Source organism: Caldimonas sp., from assembly GCF_046291045.1.
Taxonomy (GTDB): domain Bacteria; phylum Pseudomonadota; class Gammaproteobacteria; order Burkholderiales; family Burkholderiaceae_C; genus Caldimonas.
Genome location: NZ_JBKBSL010000028.1, coordinates 1 through 19,182 on the forward strand (window position 1 = coordinate 1; position 19,182 = coordinate 19,182).

Consider the following 19,182-nt stretch of genomic DNA (forward strand, 5'->3'; position numbering starts at 1 on the left):
TCAACGACCCGGGCCTGTACACCGAGTACTTCATCGACGAGTCCTGGGTCGAGCACCTGCGGCGCTTCGACCGCGTGACCGCTGCCGACGTGCACCTGCGTGAGCGCCGCCTGGCCTTCCATCTGGGGCAAGAGCCCCCACGGGTCACGCGACGCATCGCCGAGACCTTGGAGCCCCGCTGACAGCCGTGCACAACGCCCTGAAATTCGCCGTGATCGTCGCGGCCAGCCGCATCGACGGCCGCGGCGTCTTTGCCGCTGAACCCATCCCGGCCTACAAGAAAATCGGTGAGTTGCGCGGCGAGTCCATCAGCGTGTCGGAAGCGCGGCGCCGTGTGCGCGGCCTGCAGCGCATCATGATGGTGGAGGTGTCCGACCGCAAAGCCATCGATGCGTCAAGGTCCACCGACCCGATGCGCTACACGAACCATTCGTGCCGGCCCAACACCGTGCTGCGCATCCGCCAGGGCCGGGTGGAGTTCTATGCCCTGCGCGCCATCGCACCGGGCGAGGAACTCACCGCTCACTACGGCGAAACCCATCACCCAGGCGGCATGGTCTGCCGCTGTGGGGCGCCCGGCTGCATCGGGCGCCTGTAGGCCAGGCCCTCGACCGCCGGGGCAACGCTCGGGCATCGGATCTCAGGCTGGGTTGTCGATGTCGATGAACTGGTGCTCCAGGCCGAAGCGCTCGGCCAAATGGCTCCCTAGCGCGGCCGCCCCGAAGCGTTCGGTGGCATGATGGCCGCAAGCGAAGTAGGCCACCCCGGTCTCGCGGGCGTAGTGAGCCTGGGGCTCGGAGATTTCGCCGGTCAGGAAGGCGTCGGCGCCAGCCGCGATCGCCGCCTCGAAATAGCCCTGGGCCCCGCCGGTGCACCAGGCCACCCGGCGGATGGGTCGGCCGTCCCCCTCCACCACCACCGGCGCGCGACCCAGCCGGTACTGCAACAAGGCCGAGAGGGCGGCCACGGTGAGCGGCTGGGCCGGCACCCCCAGAAAGCCCAGATCCTGCTCACCGAAGCGCCCCTGCACCGACAGCTTGAGTTTCAGCCCCAGTTGGGCGTTGTTGCCCCATTGCGGATGGGCATCCAGCGGCAAATGGTAGGCGTAGAGGTTGATCTCATGGCCTAGCAGCACCTGCAAGCGTCGTTTCATCCAGCCCGTCACCCGTCCATCCTGACCGCGCCAGAACAGACCATGGTGCACGAGGATCGCATCGGCTCCTTCCCGGGCCGCCGCCTCGATCAGGGCCAGGCTGGCCGTCACGCCGCTGACGAGCTTGCGAATCTCGGGGCGGCCCTCGACTTGCAGACCGTTCGGCCCATAATCACGGAAACGATCCGCCTCCAGCAAGGCGTGCACCTGCGCGCCGAATTCATCGCGGTGGATCATGCCTCAGGCCTCCCCCCTGCCGCCCGGGACCAGGCTTGCAGCGTGCAGGCCCCCGGTGGGGCCCGTGCCGGATTGCAGGCAGCTCATCGGGCGTCCTTTCATTCACTGTATGCGCAGAACCTGGCTGATTTTCTCGCAAGCCGTCACGGTGGCGGTGGCGGTGCTCTTCGTCGTGGCCACGCTCAAGCCCGAATGGCTGCGTCGGCCCCCCGGCAGCGTGATCCCCACCATCACGATCACCGAGACGCCCGTCCTGCTCAATCAGGACCACGCGCCTGGCAGCCTGGCGCCAGCGGCCAAGCGAGCTTCGCCCTCGGTGGTCAACATCGCCACCAGCAAGGCCCCGGTGGGCAACCCCCATTTGAACGACCCCTGGTTCCGCTTCTTCTTCGGCGACCCGGCGGATGACCAGCCCCAGACCGGCTTGGGCTCGGGTGTCATCGTGGCGCCCGAGGGCTACCTGCTCACCAACAACCACGTCATCGAGGGCGCCGACGACATCGAGGTCAGTCTGGTGGACGGCCGCAAGGCCAGCGCCCAAGTCGTGGGCACCGACCCCGAGACCGATCTGGCCGTGCTCAAGATCGACCTGCCCGACCTGCCTGCCATCAGCTTCGGCAACGTCGCGGCACTGCAGGTCGGCGACGTCGTGTTGGCCATCGGCAATCCCTTCGGCGTGGGCCAGACCGTCACCTCGGGCATCGTCAGTGCCCTGGGCCGCAACCAGCTGGGCATCAACACCTTCGAGAACTTCATCCAGACCGATGCGGCCATCAACCCCGGCAACTCCGGCGGCGCCTTGGTCGACGTGGCGGGTAACCTGATGGGGATCAACACCGCCATTTACTCGCGCTCGGGCGGCAGCATGGGCATCGGCTTTGCGATCCCCGCCAACACGGCGCGGCAGGTGATGGAAAGCCTCATCCGCGACGGCCGCGTGACGCGGGGCTGGATCGGCGTGGAACCCCAGGATCTCACGCCTGAACTCGCCCAGACCTTCAACCTGCCGATCCGCGAGGGGGTGCTGATCACCGGCGTGCTCCAAGGAGGCCCGGCGCAGCAAGCGGGCATCCGGCCCGGCGACGTGGTCTTGGCCGTGGCGGACCAAGCGGTCGGCAACACGGCTCAGCTGCTCAACGCCGTTGCCGCGCTGCGCCCGGACAGCCTGGCGACCCTCTCGATCCAGCGCGGCGAGCAACGCACGACGGTGCAAGTGCGGGTCGGTCAGCGGCCAAGCGTCGCGCCTGCTGCGCGGAGCCGCTGAGCCGCTTCAACCTAGGTCCGGCAGTTGAGCGCGCCCGCGGGCGGCTCGATCGGGGCAGCGCCCACACGCCGCTGCACGCGCACGCGCACGCGCACGCGCACGCGAGCGGTCGGATTGCCGGATCCGGGTTCCATCCATCACCACCACACCTCGACCTGAGCGCCAAAGCTAGTGCCTGAGGTCTTGCCATCCCCGATGCCTGTCACACCGCCGGCTCCGGCCGCTGCATTGGCCGCATCATTCCACTTGGCGGTAGTGACATACAGGCGCAGCTCCGGACGGGTCCAGAACCCAGGGCCGGTGCTCAGGGTGGGCGCCAGCGTGAACTTGGTGAGCTTCTGGGCTGCCCCCCCATCGGGCTTGCGCTGGGAATGCCCCAGCTCGGCCACCATCTTGAAGTGCCGGGTCAGGGCATAGGAGGCCCGGCCGCCCAGCGAGAGGCTGTTGACCTTGTCGCCGCCCTCGAGGCGGTCGGTCTGCCACAGCGCCATCGCCTGCCCGCCGAAGGCGCCGCGCTGCCAGGTGATGGCGTCAACGATCCGGAAACCCTTGCGGCCCGAGCCCGCCGACAGATCGCCGAAGCCGGTGTTGAGGTTGGCCGAGCCCTGCGCATACTGCAGCCACAGGGTGTTGCCCCCGCCCAGGCCCAGAAAGTTCTCCTGGTTGTGCTGCACCGTCAGCGCCACACCGTCCTGGCCGCCCGAAAAGCTGCCCTTGGTGTAGGTCCCCACCAGGCGCAGCTTGCCGCCGGCATTGACGGGCAGCTCATACCACTCGGCGCTCACACGGTGGCCCGGCTGGTCGCCCGCCGTGCCGCCCACACCGTCGTCGGTGCGGAAGTAGGCCAGTGAAAACTTGCCCGGTCCCGCGGAGAGGCCTCGCATGCCGGCCCCCACCCCATCTTGGAGGGTGAAGAAGGTATCGACGATATGCACGTCGGCACGGGCATGGTAGCGCTTACCCACCCAGAAACTGGCTTGCGGCGCGATGTCGAAGCCCTTGCCCTCGACGAACATCTCGGCCAGCCCCAACTTCGCATCGTTGGTGTCGGTACCGGCGTTGTAGAGATTGGGCGTGAACTGGATCTTGGTGTCGACATCGCCGACCTTGAAGCTTTCGCTGAGGAAGAACTCCCCGTAAAAATCACACTCATTGCCCAGCCGGTACTTCAGGCCCGGGCCCTGCAGGCCGTAACAGGCGCGGGCGGCATCCTTCTTCGTGGCCCCAGGGCCGGCGCGGAAATAGCCGTGACTCTCCAGGGCCAGGGCCTGGGGGGCCACGAAGCCGGCTGCTGCGGCCAAGGCCATGCATCCCGCGAGACGGCGAACTTGTTTATCCATTGTTAAGACTCCTCGTGCTTCTGGTTGCTCTGGTTGGGGAACCTTCCGGACAGGATCGCCCTGAAGGCCGGCACGATTATTTAATTATTCTTAAAGTCTTAATACATGGTTAACACTGAGGGCGGGCAGGCGCGCCCGAACGACCGCTGCGGCGGGATGCGGGTCGCCAGGACAGACGGGGTTTTGAAGGAGGTGCAGCGCTACTTGGCCGCGAGGTCTTCTTCTGCGTCGGGGGCGCGGGTGTGTTTGACGAACACCTGGGCGGCCCACAGGCCGGCCTCGTAGAGCAAACACATCGGGATGGCCAGGGCCAGCTGGGAGATCACATCGGGCGGCGTGACGATGGCGGCGATGATGAAGGCCAGCACGATGAAGTAGCTGCGGAAGCTGCGCAGCTTGTCGATGCCGACCACCCCCATGCGCACCAGCACCACCACGACGATGGGTACTTCGAAGGTCAGGCCGAAGGCCAAGAACATCGTCAGCACGAAACTGAGGTAGGCCTCGATGTCGGGCGCCGCCGTGATGCTCTTGGGCGCAAAGCTCTGGATGAAGCTGAAGACCTGGCCAAAGACGAAGAAGTAGCAAAAGGCCACCCCCAGCAGGAACAAGATGGTGCTGGAGATGACCAGCGGCAGCACGAGCTTCTTCTCGTGCGAGTACAGCCCCGGCGCAACGAAGGCCCAGACTTGGTAAAGCACATAGGGCAAGGCGATCAGGAAGGCCGTCATCATCGTGATCTTCAGCGGCACGATGAAGGGCGAGATCACGTTGGTGGCGATCATCGTCGAGCCCTGCGGCAGGTGGGCCACCAGGGGCGCGGCCAGCAGGTCGTACAGGCCCGAGGGGCTGGGCCACAGGAACAGCAGGCCAAAGACGATGCCCACCGCGATCAGCGACCGGATCAGGCGGTCACGCAACTCGATCAGGTGGGAGACGAAGGGCTGCTCGGTGCCGTCCAGTTCGTCGGGACGGTCTTGCTGGGGATCCTGGCTCACGGACCTGCCTTGGAGGAGACTCTCGGAGGCCGAAAACGTGCCACCCGCGCGGCCCCGGACTGCACCCTGGAGCGCACGCCGTGGCGCTGGCGGTACCACTGGGGCACGGCGCTGCGCTTGATGCGCCAATTTTTACGGGGAGGCTTGTACACCGGGGGCGAGGGCTCCCAAGGGCTGCCGGAGGACGAAGACAGGCCTGCGGTGGCCTCCGACCAGGCCTTGTCGAAGTCGCTGGAGACGGCGTGGACCTCCTGCGAGACCGTCTGCTCGACATTGCGGGCAGCGTCCTCGAACTCGGTTTTCATTTTCTTGAGCTCTTCGAGCTCGATGGAGCGGTTGACCTCAGCCTTGACGTCGGCCACGTAGCGCTGCGCCTTGCCCAGCAGGTGGCCCACCGTGCGGGCGACCTTGGGCAGCCGCTCGGGGCCGATGACGATGAGCGCCACCGCCCCGATCAGGGCCAGCTTGTCGAAGCCGAAATCAATCATGGACGCGTGCCCTCACGAAGCCTGCGGCGACTGCAGCTCAGGACTTGGTCTTGGCTTCGACGTCGATCGTGGTGCCGGCGTTCTGGGTTTTCTCGGCGGTGACCTGCTGCGCCGGGGCGGTAGCCTCGCCGCTGCTGGAGCCGTCGCGCATGCCGTCCTTGAAGCCCTTGACGGCGCTGCCGAGGTCCGAGCCGATGTTCTTGAGCTTCTTGGTGCCAAACACCAGCACGACGATCAACAGCACGACCAACCAGTGCCAGATGCTGAAGGTACCCATGATGTACTCCTAGGAAGGTCTGACGATTCTACGGCTTTGCCCTGCCCCCTCGCGGGGCCGGGGCCTCATCCCACGCGCCAGGGGCGTGGGCCTCCGATGACATGGACATGGAGGTGGTAGACCTCCTGACCGCCGTCGGGCCCGGTGTTGATCAGGGTTTTGAACCCGTTGCCCGCGCCTTGTTCCTGGGCCAGGCGCGGGGCCAGCGTGAGCATGCGCCCCAGCAGGGCCTGGTGCTCGGGCCCCACCTCCCACAGGGAGGGCACGTGCAGCTTGGGGATGATCAGGAAATGAACGGGCGCATGCGGCCGGATGTCATGGAAGGCCAGCAGTTCCTCGTCCTCGTAGACCTTCTTCGAGGGGATCTGGCCGGCAACGATCTTGCAGAAGATGCAGTTCGGATCTTGGCTCATGGGGTCAGGTCGGCAAAGGCATGGGTTTGCGGTCGTTCAGGGCCAGCCAGCCGCGCACCACGCGGTAGAGGAACCAGATGGAGATCACACACCAGGCGATCCAGCCCGGCACGATGAGCAGGAACCACAGCGGCAGCGTGAGGAGATACAGGCCAGCGGCCCACAGCACGCTGCGGATGCGCCAGCGGAAGTGAGAGGCCTGCCAGGTGCCGGCCGCTTCGTTGCGCTTGATCAGGTCGAGGATGAAGGCCGCCACCAGCAGCAGCACGCTGGGCTGGAACGACGGGATCACCGCCCCCACGGCGACGATGGCGTGCAGGGCATAGCTGAGGTGGCCGAGGGTGCGCAGCGAGTCGTCGCGGCGGCCGCCCGGGCCGAAGATCTCGCTCACCGGCGAATGTTCACCGGGGTCGGACGGGGCGCTCATGCACCGGACTCCCGACGTTCACGGGCCGTTCGGGCGGCGAACTCCTCCAGCCCGGACAGGCCCTCGCGGCGCTGCAGTTCGGCCAGCACGTCCGACGGCTTGAGCCCGAACTGCGCCAGCGCGACCATCGAGTGGAACCACAGGTCGGCCACCTCGTAGACGATCTTCTGCCGGTCCCCGTCCTTGGCAGCCATCACGGTCTCGGTGGCTTCCTCGCCCACCTTCTTCAAGATGGCGTCGGTGCCCTTGTGGAAGAGCCGAGCCACGTAGGAAGCCTGCGGGTCGCCGCCCTTGCGCGACTCGATGACCTCGGCCAGGCGGGCCAGGACGTCTTGGGACGAGACAGAGTGCGCAGCCCCCATGACCTTCACCGGTAGATGCTCTGCGGATCTTTCAGGACCGGATCGACCGTGACCCACTGTCCATCGCGCAGAACCTGGAAAAAACAGGAATGCCGGCCCGTGTGGCAGGCGATGCCCGGCTCATGGCCGAGCTGGGTGACGCTGAGCAGCACCACGTCGGCGTCGCAATCCAGGCGGATCTCGTGCACCTTCTGGATGTGACCGGACTCCTCACCTTTGTGCCACAGGCGGCCGCGCGAGCGGCTCCAGTAGACGGCCTCGCCGCGGCGGGCCGTCTCGGCCAGGGCCTCTCGGTTCATGTAGGCGAACATCAGAACGTCCTTGGTGTGCGCCTCCTGGGCGATCACCGGCACCAGGCCGTCCTGGTTCCATTTCACGTCGTCGAGCCAGCTCATCGGCACAGTGTAGCAACCATGGGTGACAGCCCCACGCGGCATCAAGTCCGCACCGGGATTCCCCTTGAAGCCATCAGGGCCTTGGCCTGCTCGACGGTGTATTCACCGTAATGGAAGATGCTGGCGGCCAGCACGGCGTCGGCTCCACCCTTTTGGATGCCGTCGGCCAGGTGCTCAAGATGGCCCACGCCGCCCGAGGCGATCACTGGCACGCTCACCGCATCGCTCACAGCCCGGGTCAGCGCCAGGTCGAAGCCGCTCTTGGTGCCGTCGCGGTCCATGCTGGTGAGCAGGATCTCGCCAGCACCATACTCGGCCATCTGCCGGGCCCAGGCCACGGCGTCCAGGCCGGTGTTCTTTCGTCCGCCATGGGTGTAGACGTCCCAGCCGCTGCCGTCGGCGCGGGCCTTGGCATCGATGGCCACCACGATGCATTGCGCCCCGTACTTGGCCGAGGCCTCGCGGATCACCTGCGGGTTGGCCACAGCGGCCGAGTTGAAGCTGACCTTGTCGGCCCCGGCGTTGAGCAGGCGGCGCACGTCGTCCACGGTGCGCACGCCGCCGCCCACGGTGAGCGGGATGAAAACCTGGGAGGCCACCGCCTCGATGATGGGCAGGATCAGGTCACGCCCGTCGCTGGTGGCCGTGATGTCCAGGAAGGTGAGCTCGTCGGCGCCCTGCTCGTTGTAACGCGCGGCGATCTCGACCGGATCGCCGGCATCGCGCAGCTCGACGAAGTTGACGCCCTTGACGACACGGCCACCGGTGACGTCCAGGCAGGGGATGATGCGTTTGGCCAGCATGGATCTGCTTCAGGCGCCGCCGTTGAGTTCGTCGGCGCGCTTCTGGGCCTGGGCGAAGTCGAGCGCGCCGGTGTAGATGGCGCGGCCACAGATCACGCCCTCGACCCCCTCGTCCTCGACCGCACACAGCTTTTCGATGTCGGCCAGGCTGCTCAAGCCACCTGAGGCGATCACCGGGATGCTCAGGGCCTGGGCCAGCTTCACGGTAGCGTCGATGTTGATGCCGGTGAGCATGCCGTCGCGGCCGATGTCGGTGTAGATCACGGCCTCGACGCCGTAGTCCTCGAATTTCTTGGCCAGGTCGACGACCTCATGGCCCGAGAGCTTGGACCAGCCGTCGGTGGCCACCTTGCCGTCCTTGGCGTCCAGGCCCACGATGATGTGGCCGCCGAAGGCGGTGCAGGCGTCCTTCAAGAAGCCAGGGTTCTTCACCGCCGCGGTGCCGATGATGATGTAGCTCAGGCCATCGTCGAGGTAGCGCTCGATGGTGTCGAGGTCGCGAATGCCGCCACCCAGTTGCACGGGGATCTCGTCCCCGACCTCGGCCAGAATGGCCTTGATCGCCGGTTCGTTCACCGGCTTGCCCGCAAAGGCCCCGTTGAGATCCACAAGGTGCAAGCGGCGCGCCCCGGCATCGACCCAGCGGCGTGCCATCGCCGCCGGGTCTTCGCCGAAGGTGGTGGAATCATTCATGTCGCCCTGCTTGAGGCGCACACATTGGCCGTCTTTGAGATCGATGGCGGGGATCAGCAACATAGCCGAAGTCGAGTGGGGGTGGGGTGGAGGCGGGATGACGGAAGAGGGCTCGGGCACCGCAGCGGCGCTCGGGGAAGGGGCGACGGTCTCGGGCGATGTCAGGGCTTCCAGCTCAGGAAGTTGCGATACAGGGCCAAGCCGTGATCGGCGCTTTTCTCGGGGTGGAATTGCGTCGCAAAAATATTATCCCGGGCCACCGCACAGGTAAAGCGCACGCCGTACTCGGTTTCCCCGGTACTGTGGGCCGCATCGGCCGGGCGCGCGTAGAAGCTGTGCACGAAGTAAAACCAGGCGCCATCGGGCACGTCGGCCCACATCGGGTGCGGCCGGGCCTGCCAGACCTGGTTCCAGCCCATCTGCGGCACCTTGTAGCGGCTGCCATCGGGCTGGATCTGACCTTCGAGCTGGAAGCGCACCACCTCGCCGGGAATCAAGCCCAAGCCGTCGGTGGGCCCCTCCTCGCTGCGCGACAGCAGCATCTGCATGCCCACGCACACACCCATCAGCGGCTTGTGGGCGGCTGCATGCAGCACGGCCTCCTGCAGTCCGGAATCACGCAGCTCGCGCATGCAATCAGGCATGGCGCCCTGGCCGGGCAGCACGACGCGCTCGGCGGCGTACACCTCCTCGGGGCGCGAGGTGACGATCACCTCCAGGCCCGAACCCTGCGCCACATGGAGCACGGCCTGCGACACCGATCGCAGATTGCCCATGCCGTAGTCGACGACAGCCACGGTGCTCATGGTGCGCTTACTCAGAGCGAGCCTTTGGTGGAAGGGATGACGCCGGCGCTGCGTGGGTCGAGTTCGAGCGCGGCCCGCAAGGCACGTGCAAAGGCTTTGAAGACCGTCTCACACTGGTGGTGCGCGTTCACGCCCTTGAGGTTGTCGATGTGCAGCGTCACCAGGGCGTGATTGGCAAAGCCCTGGAAGAACTCGAAGGCGAGCTGGGTGTCGAAGCCGCCGATCATGCCGGCCGTGAAAGGCACGTGCATGTGCAGGCCCGGCCGACCGGAGAAGTCGATCACCACCCGCGACAGCGCCTCGTCCAGCGGCACATAGGCATGACCATAGCGGCGGATGCCCTTCTTGTCGCCCACGGCCTTGGCGACGGCCTGGCCCAGGGTGATGCCCACGTCCTCCACCGTGTGGTGGCCGTCGATGTGCAGGTCGCCCTGGCACTCGATCTCCAGGTCGATCAGCCCGTGACGGGCGATCTGGTCGAGCATGTGGTCGAAAAAGCCGATGCCGGTGTGCAGCTTGGCCTGGCCGCTGCCGTCGAGGTTGACGGCCACGCGGATCTTCGTTTCGTTGGTGTTGCGCGTGACGTCGGCGACGCGCGGCATGGCAGTAGTGCTCATGGTTTACAGGCTTTCCCGCAGGGCGGCGATCAGGCGCTGGTTCTCGTCGGGCGTGCCCACGGTCAGGCGCAGGCAAGCGGCAAGCAAGGGATGCATTCTAGAAACGTTCTTCACCAGCACGCCGCGCTGCTTCAGGCCGGCAAAGGCGCGGTCGGCGTCGGGCACGCGCACGAGCACCATGTTGGCCTCGCTGGGGAAGGGGGTCACACCGGGCAGAGCCTTCAGCGCTTCGATCAGCCGGGCGCGCTCCTCGCGAAGCACAGCCGCCTGGCGAGCGAACTCGTCGGCATGCTCCAGCGCAAACAGCGCCGCCTCGGCGTTGAGCACGCTCACGTTGTAGGGCGGGCGCACCTTGTCGATCTGGGTGATCAGCCGGGCCGCCCCCATCATGTAGCCGATGCGCACGCCGGCCAGGCCGAACTTGCTCATCGTGCGCATCAGCAGCACGTGCTCATGGCGGGCCAGGCGGTCGATGTAGCTGCGGCTGGCAAAGGGCTGGTAGGCCTCGTCGATGATCACCAGACCCGGCGCGGCCTCAATCAACCGCTCGACGATGCGGTCATCGAAGAGGTTGGCCGTGGGGTTGTTCGGGTAGGCGATGTAGAGCAGCGCCGGTTGGTGTTCTTCCAGTGCCGCCAGCATCGCCGCCTCGTCGAGTTCGAAGTCGGCCGAAAGCGGCACGCCCACGAACTTCAGACCTTGCAGCTGCGCCGACATCTGGTACATCACAAAGCCGGGCACGGGGGCCACGATGGTGGCGCCAGGCACGTCGCAGGCCATGGCCAGCAGGCTGATGAGCTCGTCCGAGCCATTGCCCAGCATCAACGCACAGCCTTCCGGCAGACCGGCATGGCGTGCCAATGCCTCGCGCAGCGTGTCGATGCGCGCGCCGGGGTAGCGATTGATCGCCACGGCGCCCAGACGTTCGCCCAGCGCCTGCTGCAGCGCCAGCGGCAAACGGAAGGGGTTCTCCATCGCATCGAGCTTGATCATGCCGGTGCTGTCCTGCACCGCATAGGCATGCATGCCCTGCACGTCCTGGCGCAGCCAGCGCGCCATCACGGTGTCGAGGCGGCTCATCGCACACCCCCCTTCAGTCGGAACTCGGCCGCCCGGGCGTGGGCCTGCAGCCCCTCACCGTAGGCCAGTTCGGCGGCGATGGTCCCCAGCACCTGGGCGCCCTGCTCGCTCACCTCGATCAGGCTGGAACGCTTCTGGAAGTCGTACACGCCCAGCGGCGACGAAAAGCGCGCCGTGCCCGAGGTGGGCAGCACGTGGTTGGGCCCGGCACAGTAGTCGCCCAGGCTTTCGCTGGTGTAGGCCCCCAGGAAGATGGCCCCGGCGTGGCGCAGCAGCGGCTCCCAGCGGCCGGGCTCCCGCGACGACACCTCCAGGTGCTCGGGCGCGATGCGGTTGCTGATCTCGCAGGCTTCTTCCATGCTGCGCGTGAGGATCAAGGCGCCGCGGCCTTCCAGCGAGGCGCGGATGATGTCCCGGCGCGGCATGCCGGGCAGCAAGCGGTCGATCGCGGCCTTCACCTGCGCGATGTAGCCGGCGTCGGGGCACAGCAGGATGCTCTGTGCCAGTTCGTCGTGTTCGGCCTGGCTGAAGAGGTCCATGGCCACCCAGTCGGCCGGCGTGCTGCCGTCGGCCAGCACCAGGATCTCGCTGGGCCCGGCGATCATGTCGATGCCCACGGTGCCGAAGACATGCTTCTTGGCGCTGGCCACGTAGGCATTGCCCGGGCCGGTGATCTTGTCCACCTTCGGGATGGTGGCCGTGCCGTAGGCCAGGGCGGCCACGGCCTGGGCCCCGCCGACGGTGAAGGCGCGGTTCACACCGGCCACGTGGGCAGCGGCCAGCACGAGCAGGTTCTTTTCACCTTTCGGCGTGGGCACCACCATGATGATCTCGCCCACCCCGGCCACGTGGGCGGGAATGGCGTTCATCAGCACCGACGACGGATAGGCCGCCTTGCCGCCGGGCACGTAGATGCCGACGCGGTCGAGCGGCGTGACCTTCTGGCCCAGCAGGGTGCCGTCCTCGTCGCGGTAGGACCAGGAGCGGCCGCAGGCCTCGAGCTGGCGCTCGTGATAGGCCCGCACGCGCTGCGCGGCGGCCTGCAGGGCCTCGCGCTGCGAGGCCGGGATGGCCTCGAAGGCCGCCTTCAGCTCGGCCGGGCTGAGCTCCAGCGCGGCCACCGACGCCGCGTTCAGGCCGTCGAAGCGGGCGGTGTACTCCAGCACGGCCGCGTCGCCGCGCTGGCGCACGTCGGCCAGGATCTCGGCCACGCGGGTCTCGATCGCATGATCCGTCTGCGCCGCCCAATGCAGCACGCGCTGGAACTCGGCTTCGAAGTCCGGCGTGGTGGTGGCGAGCTGGCGGATCTGGACGGACATCATTCACTCCTTGGGAATGGCGGTGGCAAAGGCGTCGATGAGGGGGCTCAGGGTTGCGCGCTTGAGCTTGAGCGCGGCCTGGTTGACAACGAGGCGCGAGGAAATCGGCATGATGTGCTCGACCTCGACGAGGTGGTTGGCCTTGAGGGTGCTGCCGGTGGAGACCAGGTCGACGATGGCGTCGGCCAGGCCCGTGAGCGGCGCCAACTCCATCGAGCCGTAGAGCTTGATGAGATCGACGTGCACGCCCTTGTCGGCGAAGTGCTGGCGCGCCACCGTGGTGTACTTGGTGGCCACGCGGATGCGCGAGCCCTGCTTCACGGCGGCGGCGTAGTCGAAGTCGTCACGCACGGCCACGCTCATGCGGCAGCGGGCGATGTTCAGGTCCAGCGGCTGGTACAGGCCCTGGCCGCCATGCTCGAGCAGCACGTCCTTGCCCGCCACACCCAGGTCGGCGCCGCCGTACTGCACGTAGGTGGGCACGTCGGTGGCACGCACCAGCACCACGCGTACGTCGGGCCGGTTGGTGCTCAGGATGAGCTTGCGCGATTTCTCGGGGTCTTCCCCGACCTCGATGCCCGCGGCCTTCAGCAGCGGCAGGGTCTCGTCGAAGATGCGGCCCTTCGACAGCGCCAGGGTGATCATGGAAGCGTCCTGGGTCATTGGATTCTTTCGATGTCGGCGCCCACGGCACGCAGCTTGGCTTCCATGTGGTCATAGCCGCGGTCGAGGTGGTAGATGCGGTCGACCACCGTCTCGCCCTCGGCCACCAGGCCGGCGATCACCAGGCTGGCCGAGGCGCGCAGGTCGGTGGCCATCACGGTGGCGCCCGAGAGCTTCTCGACCCCATGCACCACGGCCGTATGGCCGTCCACCTCGATGCGCGCGCCCAGGCGCACGAGTTCGTTGACGTGCATGAAGCGGTTCTCGAAGATGGTCTCGGTGATCCGGGCCGTGCCCTCGGCCACGCAGTCCAGCGCCATGAACTGGGCCTGCATGTCGGTGGGGAAAGCGGGGTATTCGCTGGTGCGGAAGGACTGGGCCTTCAGGCGCCCCGAGGCGGCCACGCGGATCCAGTCGGCTCCAGCCTCGATGCGGGCGCCGGCCTCACGCAGCTTGTCGATCACGGCGTCGAGGTGGTCGGCGCGCGCCCGGCGCAGCAGCACCTCACCGCCGGCGGCGGCGACGGCACACAGGAAGGTGCCCGTCTCGATGCGGTCGGGGATGGTGCGGTGGGTCACACCGTGCAGGCGTTCGACGCCCTGGATGCGGATCTTGCTCGTGCCGTGACCCTCGATTTTCGCGCCCATGGCGATGAGCATCTCGGCCAGGTCGGGAATCTCGGGCTCCTGGGCGGCGTTTTCCAGCACCGTCTCGCCCCGCGCCAGCACTGCGGCCATCAGAAGGTTTTCAGTGCCGGTGACGGTGACCATGTCGGTGGTGATGCGCGCACCGCGCAGGCCGCCGGCCGGCGCCTTGGCCAGGATGTAGCCATGCTCGACGCGGATGTCGGCGCCCATGGCCTGCAGGCCCTTGATGTGCTGGTCCACCGGGCGCGAGCCGATCGCGCAGCCGCCGGGCAGCGAGACCGTGGCCTCGCCGAAGCGTGCCAGCAGCGGCCCCAGGGCCAAAATGGACGCCCGCATGGTCTTGACCAGGTCGTAGGGGGCCTCGGGAGAGGTGACGGTGCTGGCGTCGAGCCAGACACGGTCCGGGCAGTCGGCATCGCGCTCGGCCCTCACCCCCATGTTGCGCAGCAGTTTGAGCATGGTGGCCACGTCCTGCAGCGCCGGCACATTGTCCAGCGTGACGGGTTCTGCCGTGAGCAAGGCCGCGCACAGTTCGGGCAGGGCGGCGTTCTTGGCGCCCGAGATGGTGATCTCGCCCGACAGAGGGCGGCCGCCGCGGATGAGGAGTTTGTCCATGCGTGGGCTTCTTCAGGCCCCCGCGCCGCGCCGGTCCCGGCAGTCCCCGTTTGCACGCCAGCCGCGCCCAGGGGCCTGCAACCCGTGCCGCGGCAGCGGGTTGCCGATCAATGGTGGTGGGTGGAAGCCGAGGTGGCGGACCACTCGGCCGGAGTGAGCGTCTTCATCGACAGGGCGTGGATTTGCTCGCGCATTCTATCGCCCAGCGCGCGATAGACGCGCTGGTGACGTGCCACGCGGGACAGCCCTTCGAATTCGGCCGACACGATGGTGGCGAAGAAATGGCGGCCGTCACCGTCCACCTCCAGGTGCTCGCAGGCGAGCCCCTGGGCGATGTAGGTGCGCACTTCCTGAGGGGTCGGGTCGGCCATGGTTGAAGAATTATCCCGTATTCCTCAATGCCGGATCTTGTACCCGGTCTTGAGCAGATGCAGGGCCACGGCCGCCACCGCCGCAAAGCTGACTCCAACGACCGCCAGGCTGAGCCACGGTGAGACGTCGCTGACACCGAAAAAGCCCCGGCGGAAGCCGTCGATCATGTAGAAAAAGGGGTTGAGGTGGCTCACTGCCTGCCAGAAGGCCGGCAGGGAATGCACCGAATAGAACACCCCGGCCAGAAAGGTCATCGGCATGATCAGGAAGTTCTGGAAGGCCGCCATCTGGTCGAACTTCTCGGCCCACAGGCCGGCGATCAGACCCAGCGAGCCCAGCATGCCCGCCCCCAGCACGGCAAACACCAGGATCCAGCCGGGCTGCGCAAAGGGCGGCACGGCAAAGCCCAGCGTGACCACGAAGACCCCCAGCCCCACCAGCAGACCGCGGATCACCGAGGCGCCGACATAGGCAAGGAACCAGTCGCGGTGCGACAGCGGTGTGACCAGCAGGAAGACGAGGTTGCCGGTGATCTTGCTTTGGATCAAGGACGAGGAACTGTTGGCAAAGGCGTTTTGCAGCACGCTCATCATCACCAGTCCCGGCACCAAGAAGGCGGTATAGCTGACGCCGTCATACACCTGCACATGCTCCTCGAGCACGTGGCCGAAAATCAGCAGGTACAGCACCGCCGTGAGCACGGGCGCGGCCACCGTCTGGAAGCTGACCTTCCAAAAGCGCAGCACTTCCTTGTAGAGCAGCGTACGCACACCGGCGGTCGGCGTGACGGCCGAGGGGTCGAGCGGCTTCAAGCGGGCACCTCCTCGAGCGGGCTTGGATGGTCGAGGAAGACCGGTGCAGTGTCGGCCTGCATGATCTCCAGGAACACGTCCTCGAGATCGGCCCGGCCGATCTCGAGATCCTCCACGGCCACGCCATGCAGGCGCAAGGTGGACAAAATCTCCTCGACCTCCAAGGCATCGTGGGCTTTGATCTGGGCGACGCGGCCGGTCACGCGCGCCACGTCGGCCAGCGAAGGCGGCAGGGGGTCGTCGGTCTTGAAACGCAGCATGGTGCTGGCCCGGCCCGACAACAGGGCCGAAGTGCGGTCCAGCGCCACCACCTGCCCCGCCTTGAGCATGGCGATGCGGTGGCACAGAGCCTCGGCCTCTTCCAGGTAGTGCGTGGTCAGGAGCACCGTGTGGCCTTCGCGGTTCAGCCGCGCGATGAACTGCCACAGCGTCTGGCGCAGCTCCACGTCCACACCGGCGGTGGGCTCGTCGAGCACGATCACCGGCGGGCGGTGCACCAGGGCCTGGGCCACCAGCACGCGGCGCTTCATGCCGCCGGAGAGCTGGCGCATGTTGGCATGGGCCTTGTCGGCCAGGCCCAGGTTGTCCAGCAGCTCGTCGATCCAGTCGTCGTTGCGGCGCACGCCGAAGTAGCCCGACTGGATGCGCAAGGCCTCGCGCACGCTGAAGAAAGGGTCGAAGACCAGTTCCTGCGGCACGATGCCCAGCTGGCGGCGCGCCATCGCGTAGTCATCCACCACATCGTGGCCATGCACGGTGACGCGCCCGCTGCTGGCCCGGCTCAGGCCCGCAAGGATGCTGATCAGGGTGGTCTTGCCGGCGCCATTGGGCCCCAGCAGGCCGAAGAACTCGCCGGGCTCGATGTCGAAGCTCACCTCGCGCAGGGCCTGCACAGGGCCCCGGGCGGTGCGGTAGGTCTTGCTGACTTGCTGGAAACTGACGGCGGACATAAGTTGATCGATTGTAGGCAGGGCTGCCTTCGCGTGCAGGCCGTGCGGACAGACCCCGCTTGCGGCCCCGCCCGGATTTGCTAGATTGGCGGCGGGCATGCAGGCGCAGGGGCGTCCCATGCCCCGGAGCCACCATGCAAGCCAAAAAGCCGCGCCGCACGGCCGAGCGCATCCTGGAAGTCACGCTCGATCTCTTCAACCGCTTCGGCGAGCCCAATGTCTCGACCACGCTGATCTCGGCCGAACTGAACATCAGCCCGGGCAACCTCTATTACCACTACCCGGCCAAGGACGAGCTGATCAATGCCCTGTTCGACCGCTACGAACGCGCCCTCCACGAGCTGCTGCATGCAGCCGACAACGTGCGCAACGTGGAAGATGCCTGGCTCTTCTTCCACATGCTGTTCGAGCTGATCTGGCAGTACCGCTTCCTCTACCGCGACCTCAACGACCTCTTGAGCAAGAACCGCCGGCTCGAGACGCACTTCCAGTTCGTGCTGAAGAACAAGTCGCGCGCGGTGCGCACGGTGCTCGATGCGCTGTCGCGCCACCAGTCCCTGCGCATGGACGGCCGCGAGGCCGAGTCGGTGTCCACCGCGATGGTGGTGGTGCTCACCTATTGGCTCAGCTACGAATACGTGCGCGACCCGCGCCACGCGCTGGAGCCCGAAAGCGCCGGCGCGGCTTTGCTGCGCGGGGCCTTCCATGTGCTGAGCCTGCTGCTGCCCTACCTCGAGCCCGACCAGAAGACCCACCTGCTGGGCCTGGTGGGCCGCTACCAAGCCCCCTGACCGGAGACACCCCATGGCCAAATGGACCGCCTTTCCCTATGACAACGCCGCCTACACCTACGGCTTGACGGCGCTGAAGAAGCTCTGGGCGCGGCTGCATGCGGGCGATGCGGAACCCTGGCCTAAGGACGAAGCCGTTCAGGAGGCGTGGGCGCTGTACCACGCCGGAGAGTTCCAAAAGGCCCGCGATGCCGGCCTGAAAGCCGGTGGCGCCGGCATCACGGTGGCCAACAAGGCCCAGGCCATCTACGCGACTTATCTAGAGAAGCACGAGAAAACCCGCCTGGCCCTGTTCATGGAAGTGGCCGAACGCGCCGAGGCCCAGCAAGCAGCCGAGCCCGACAACCCGGCGGGCTGGTACTGGCAGGCCTATGCCCTGGGCCGCTACGGCCAAGGCATCAGTGTGGCCAAGGCGCTGGCGCAGGGCCTGGGCGTGAAGGTCAAGACAGCGCTGGAGACCACTCTTCAGTTGCAGCCCAAGCACGCAGACGCCCACATTGCTCTGGGCACCTTCCATGCCGAGGTCATCGACAAGGTGGGCAGCCTGCTGGCCCGCACGCAAGGCGCCAGCAAAGACGTGGGCCTGAAGATGTTCAAGGAAGGCCTGAAACTCAACCCGCACTCGGCCATTGCGCGGGTGGAATACGCCAACGGCCTGGTCATGCTCGAAGGCGACAAGAAGATGAAGGAAGCCGAGAAGCTCTATGCCGAAGCTGCCGCCTGCGAGCCCATGGACGCCATGGAGCGGCTCGACGTGGAGATGGCCAAGGCCGAGCTCGAAGAGTGAGCCGGCGGCCGCCCCGTTAAGATGCTCGGCCTTCCTTCAAACTCCCGTCCATGACGTCCACGCCCAAACAAATCATTTGTGTGAAGTGGGGCACCCTCTATGGGCCGGAATACGTCAACCGGCTCTACGGCATGGTGTCGCGACACATCACCGGCCCCTTCCGCGTGGTGTGCTTCACTGACGACAAGCGCGGGCTGCGGCCCGAGGTCGAGGCCTTCGACCTGCCCGAGCTGGGCTGTCCCCATCCCCAGCACACGATGGGCAAGTGGCGCAAGGTGGTGCTGTGGGGCGAAACCCTGGGCGACCTGAGCGGCCCGGCCCTCTTTGTGGATCTCGATTCCGTGATCGTCGGCTCACTGGACGACTACTTCAGCTACGGCGACCCCGATGACGTGATCCTGGCGCGCAACTGGGCCAAGCCTCTGCAGCGCCTGGGCCAGACCTCGGTGTTCCGCTTCCCCGTGGGCCGCTACCCGCACATCCTGGCCAACTTCCGCGCCGACCCGCAAGGCGTGGCCGACCGCCATCGCTTCGAGCAGCACTACATCACCAGTTCCGTGCCCGGCGGCATCAAGCTCTGGCCGGAAGGCTGGACGCGGCATTTCCGCCTGCATTGCCTGCCGCCCTTCCCGCTGCGCTATGTCATGCCGGCCCGGTTGCCCCGGGGGGCGCGCATCGTGACCTTCCCCGGCGGCCCCAACCCTGGCGACGTGGCCGTGGGCCGCTGGACGGCCGACGCCCCGGAATACCCCTCCCCACTGGAACATTTGCGCGGGGCTCTGCGCCCCGGCCTGAGCCTGAAGCAGCGATGGCGCCATGCCACCCGCTACGTCAAGCCCGTGCCCTGGATCGCGGAGTACTGGCGAGAGTGAT

Annotated in this window: 26 protein-coding genes; 6 read left to right on the plus strand and 20 right to left on the minus strand. The window is 66.9% G+C overall.

The window, feature by feature from the left end; translation table 11 throughout:
• Both ACK4ZD_RS11005 and ACK4ZD_RS11010 read left to right on the plus strand, forming a co-directional pair.
• Positions 1 to 182, plus strand: a 182-nt coding sequence (locus ACK4ZD_RS11005) for an MFS transporter (protein ID WP_409661737.1), incomplete at its 5' end; no start/stop codon positions are given.
• 5 nt (positions 183 to 187) lie between these two features.
• Positions 188 to 598: an SET domain-containing protein gene (locus ACK4ZD_RS11010; protein ID WP_409661740.1), complete on the plus strand. Its 411-nt coding sequence runs from the start codon at positions 188 to 190 to the stop codon at positions 596 to 598.
• Positions 599 to 640: 42 nt separating this feature from the next.
• On the opposite strand, the gene ACK4ZD_RS11015 is transcribed toward ACK4ZD_RS11010, so the two are convergent.
• Positions 641 to 1,390, minus strand: coding sequence for a Nif3-like dinuclear metal center hexameric protein (locus ACK4ZD_RS11015; RefSeq protein ID WP_409661742.1), 750 nt, complete (start codon positions 1,388 to 1,390; stop codon positions 641 to 643).
• A 109-nt stretch (positions 1,391 to 1,499) separates the two neighbouring features.
• Between ACK4ZD_RS11015 and ACK4ZD_RS11020 the strand changes: the two genes are divergently transcribed.
• Complete coding sequence (locus tag ACK4ZD_RS11020; protein ID WP_409661745.1) at positions 1,500 to 2,654, plus strand: trypsin-like peptidase domain-containing protein; 1,155 nt, start codon at positions 1,500 to 1,502, stop codon at positions 2,652 to 2,654.
• 137 nt (positions 2,655 to 2,791) lie between these two features.
• Here ACK4ZD_RS11020 and ACK4ZD_RS11025 read toward each other — a convergent pair whose 3' ends face one another.
• From ACK4ZD_RS11025 to ACK4ZD_RS11115, 19 genes are all read right to left on the minus strand, one after another.
• Positions 2,792 to 3,994, minus strand: coding sequence for a maltoporin (locus ACK4ZD_RS11025; protein ID WP_409661747.1), 1,203 nt, complete (start codon positions 3,992 to 3,994; stop codon positions 2,792 to 2,794).
• Between the two features lie 200 nt (positions 3,995 to 4,194).
• Positions 4,195 to 4,992, minus strand: a complete 798-nt coding sequence (gene tatC / locus ACK4ZD_RS11030) for a twin-arginine translocase subunit TatC (protein WP_409661749.1) — start codon at positions 4,990 to 4,992, stop codon at positions 4,195 to 4,197.
• Positions 4,989 to 5,480, minus strand: a complete 492-nt coding sequence (tatB, locus tag ACK4ZD_RS11035) for a Sec-independent protein translocase protein TatB (RefSeq protein ID WP_409661752.1) — start codon at positions 5,478 to 5,480, stop codon at positions 4,989 to 4,991. The genes tatC and tatB overlap by 4 nt, the downstream gene beginning before the upstream one ends.
• 37 nt (positions 5,481 to 5,517) lie before the next feature.
• The gene (tatA, locus tag ACK4ZD_RS11040; protein WP_409661754.1) at positions 5,518 to 5,757 is read right to left on the minus strand and encodes a Sec-independent protein translocase subunit TatA; all 240 of its coding nucleotides are present in this window, start codon (positions 5,755 to 5,757) and stop codon (positions 5,518 to 5,520) included.
• Positions 5,758 to 5,822: 65 nt separating this feature from the next.
• The gene (locus tag ACK4ZD_RS11045; RefSeq protein ID WP_409661757.1) at positions 5,823 to 6,170 is read right to left on the minus strand and encodes a histidine triad nucleotide-binding protein; all 348 of its coding nucleotides are present in this window, start codon (positions 6,168 to 6,170) and stop codon (positions 5,823 to 5,825) included.
• A gap of 4 nt (positions 6,171 to 6,174) precedes the next feature.
• On the minus strand, positions 6,175 to 6,597 hold the full coding sequence (locus ACK4ZD_RS11050; protein ID WP_409661760.1) for a DUF4870 family protein: 423 nt from the start codon (positions 6,595 to 6,597) through the stop codon (positions 6,175 to 6,177).
• Positions 6,594 to 6,959, minus strand: a complete 366-nt coding sequence (locus tag ACK4ZD_RS11055) for a phosphoribosyl-ATP diphosphatase (RefSeq protein WP_409661763.1) — start codon at positions 6,957 to 6,959, stop codon at positions 6,594 to 6,596. Before ACK4ZD_RS11055 ends, ACK4ZD_RS11050 begins: the two co-directional genes overlap by 4 nt.
• A gap of 5 nt (positions 6,960 to 6,964) precedes the next feature.
• Positions 6,965 to 7,354 carry a phosphoribosyl-AMP cyclohydrolase gene (hisI, locus tag ACK4ZD_RS11060; protein ID WP_409661766.1) on the minus strand — a complete coding sequence of 130 codons (390 nt, stop codon included), beginning with the start codon at positions 7,352 to 7,354 and terminating at the stop codon, positions 6,965 to 6,967.
• A 41-nt stretch (positions 7,355 to 7,395) separates the two neighbouring features.
• Positions 7,396 to 8,157, minus strand: coding sequence for an imidazole glycerol phosphate synthase subunit HisF (gene hisF, locus ACK4ZD_RS11065; RefSeq protein ID WP_409661769.1), 762 nt, complete (start codon positions 8,155 to 8,157; stop codon positions 7,396 to 7,398).
• 9 nt (positions 8,158 to 8,166) lie between these two features.
• Entirely contained in the window at positions 8,167 to 8,913 is a 747-nt protein-coding gene (gene hisA / locus ACK4ZD_RS11070) for a 1-(5-phosphoribosyl)-5-[(5-phosphoribosylamino)methylideneamino]imidazole-4-carboxamide isomerase (protein ID WP_409661771.1), read from the minus strand.
• 98 nt (positions 8,914 to 9,011) lie between these two features.
• Entirely contained in the window at positions 9,012 to 9,656 is a 645-nt protein-coding gene (gene hisH, locus ACK4ZD_RS11075) for an imidazole glycerol phosphate synthase subunit HisH (RefSeq protein ID WP_409661774.1), read from the minus strand.
• An 11-nt stretch (positions 9,657 to 9,667) separates the two neighbouring features.
• The gene (gene hisB, locus ACK4ZD_RS11080) at positions 9,668 to 10,273 is read right to left on the minus strand and encodes an imidazoleglycerol-phosphate dehydratase HisB (protein ID WP_409661777.1); all 606 of its coding nucleotides are present in this window, start codon (positions 10,271 to 10,273) and stop codon (positions 9,668 to 9,670) included.
• Between the two features lie 3 nt (positions 10,274 to 10,276).
• Positions 10,277 to 11,353, minus strand: coding sequence for a histidinol-phosphate transaminase (gene hisC, locus ACK4ZD_RS11085; RefSeq protein ID WP_409661780.1), 1,077 nt, complete (start codon positions 11,351 to 11,353; stop codon positions 10,277 to 10,279).
• Positions 11,350 to 12,672 carry a histidinol dehydrogenase gene (gene hisD, locus ACK4ZD_RS11090; protein WP_409661782.1) on the minus strand — a complete coding sequence of 441 codons (1,323 nt, stop codon included), beginning with the start codon at positions 12,670 to 12,672 and terminating at the stop codon, positions 11,350 to 11,352. The genes hisC and hisD overlap by 4 nt, the downstream gene beginning before the upstream one ends.
• Positions 12,673 to 12,675: 3 nt before the next feature.
• Entirely contained in the window at positions 12,676 to 13,317 is a 642-nt protein-coding gene (gene hisG, locus ACK4ZD_RS11095) for an ATP phosphoribosyltransferase (RefSeq protein ID WP_409661785.1), read from the minus strand.
• Between the two features lie 14 nt (positions 13,318 to 13,331).
• Complete coding sequence (murA, locus tag ACK4ZD_RS11100) at positions 13,332 to 14,597, minus strand: UDP-N-acetylglucosamine 1-carboxyvinyltransferase (RefSeq protein WP_409661788.1); 1,266 nt, start codon at positions 14,595 to 14,597, stop codon at positions 13,332 to 13,334.
• Positions 14,598 to 14,704: 107 nt separating this feature from the next.
• On the minus strand, positions 14,705 to 14,968 hold the full coding sequence (locus ACK4ZD_RS11105; protein ID WP_409661791.1) for a BolA family protein: 264 nt from the start codon (positions 14,966 to 14,968) through the stop codon (positions 14,705 to 14,707).
• Positions 14,969 to 14,992: 24 nt separating this feature from the next.
• On the minus strand, positions 14,993 to 15,781 hold the full coding sequence (locus ACK4ZD_RS11110) for an ABC transporter permease (protein WP_409661794.1): 789 nt from the start codon (positions 15,779 to 15,781) through the stop codon (positions 14,993 to 14,995).
• The gene (locus ACK4ZD_RS11115; protein WP_409661797.1) at positions 15,778 to 16,731 is read right to left on the minus strand and encodes an ABC transporter ATP-binding protein; all 954 of its coding nucleotides are present in this window, start codon (positions 16,729 to 16,731) and stop codon (positions 15,778 to 15,780) included. Before ACK4ZD_RS11115 ends, ACK4ZD_RS11110 begins: the two co-directional genes overlap by 4 nt.
• Positions 16,732 to 16,865: 134 nt before the next feature.
• Between ACK4ZD_RS11115 and ACK4ZD_RS11120 the strand changes: the two genes are divergently transcribed.
• From ACK4ZD_RS11120 to ACK4ZD_RS11130, 3 genes are read left to right on the plus strand one after another with little or no spacing between them, the layout of a single operon-like run.
• The gene (locus ACK4ZD_RS11120; RefSeq protein WP_409661799.1) at positions 16,866 to 17,522 is read left to right on the plus strand and encodes a TetR/AcrR family transcriptional regulator; all 657 of its coding nucleotides are present in this window, start codon (positions 16,866 to 16,868) and stop codon (positions 17,520 to 17,522) included.
• Between the two features lie 13 nt (positions 17,523 to 17,535).
• Positions 17,536 to 18,309, plus strand: a complete 774-nt coding sequence (locus ACK4ZD_RS11125) for a hypothetical protein (RefSeq protein WP_409661802.1) — start codon at positions 17,536 to 17,538, stop codon at positions 18,307 to 18,309.
• A gap of 50 nt (positions 18,310 to 18,359) precedes the next feature.
• The gene (locus ACK4ZD_RS11130; protein ID WP_409661804.1) at positions 18,360 to 19,181 is read left to right on the plus strand and encodes a glycosyl transferase; all 822 of its coding nucleotides are present in this window, start codon (positions 18,360 to 18,362) and stop codon (positions 19,179 to 19,181) included.
• The last annotated feature ends 1 nt before the right edge of the window (position 19,182 follow it).